Origin of the sequence: Bartonella sp. CR127HXZ (assembly GCF_042194555.1) — a bacterium.
Classification (GTDB): Bacteria; Pseudomonadota; Alphaproteobacteria; order Rhizobiales; family Rhizobiaceae; genus Bartonella; species Bartonella grahamii.
Genome location: NZ_JBHIMZ010000051.1, coordinates 1 through 802 on the forward strand (window position 1 = coordinate 1; position 802 = coordinate 802).

Below are 802 nucleotides of genomic sequence, written 5' to 3' on the forward strand. Positions count from 1 at the left end.
TTTTGAAACAGAAATCAATGAACGTGATGCTTTTTCCGCAATCTTTGCAACTGGAGGTTCACATCGTAATCTCAATCCAAAGGAAGTTAATAATTTAGAAACTGCGATTGGCAATGTCGAAGCATTTGTTGCTGAAGTCATTACAAAGCTAAAAAAAGTTCAAGAGAAAGGAAATTAAAGAATGAGTACAGAAAGAAAACCATTAAATTTTTCAGAACTTGATGATTTTAAACCACGACAAACTCAATCTTCTTTAAACATTATACAACGCAAAGAGGTAGATAAGGCAGCAACTTTCCCAAGTCGTGAACAGTCAGTTGAGATACAATTAAATATCAAAGCTAGCGTAAATATCATTAATCGTTTTAAATTGATGGCTAAACAAGAGCGATATCGCCATGGTGATTTTCTAGAAATATTAATGAATGCTTATAAACAGAGCGATTAGTTTGTACGCTATAATTTTAAAAGTATTCATTTTATTCAGAAAACAAACATAAAACTGCTTTCTGTTTTTTAGGATTAAGTTTTCTAAAACCTTTTAAAAGGAAATATTCTTCTTTACTGGAAATTTCTTCATCATAATGGTACGGAATATTTCTTTTTTGTGAAATATCGGTATAAAAAAAGGAGATATGAACATCTAGTATGTTAGCGATTTCCTGCAAGCGTCCAGCTCCTACACGATTTGAGCCTTTTTCATATTTTTGGATTTGTTGGAAGCTTACTCCTAATTTTTTTCCTAATTCTGTCTGAGAAATTCCCATTGAAATGCGTTTATGACGAATTCTTTTGCCTACAG

The 802-nt window shown here is 31.8% G+C and carries 2 protein-coding genes; one reads left to right on the forward strand and one right to left on the reverse strand.

The window, feature by feature from the left end; translation table 11 throughout:
- Positions 1 to 181 precede the first annotated feature (181 nt).
- Positions 182 to 448: a hypothetical protein gene (locus ACFIKY_RS08980; RefSeq protein ID WP_375618900.1), complete on the forward strand. Its 267-nt coding sequence runs from the start codon at positions 182 to 184 to the stop codon at positions 446 to 448.
- A gap of 31 nt (positions 449 to 479) precedes the next feature.
- On the opposite strand, the gene ACFIKY_RS08985 is transcribed toward ACFIKY_RS08980, so the two are convergent.
- Positions 480 to 802, reverse strand: a 323-nt coding sequence (locus ACFIKY_RS08985; RefSeq protein WP_375661732.1) for a helix-turn-helix domain-containing protein, incomplete at its 5' end; no start/stop codon positions are given.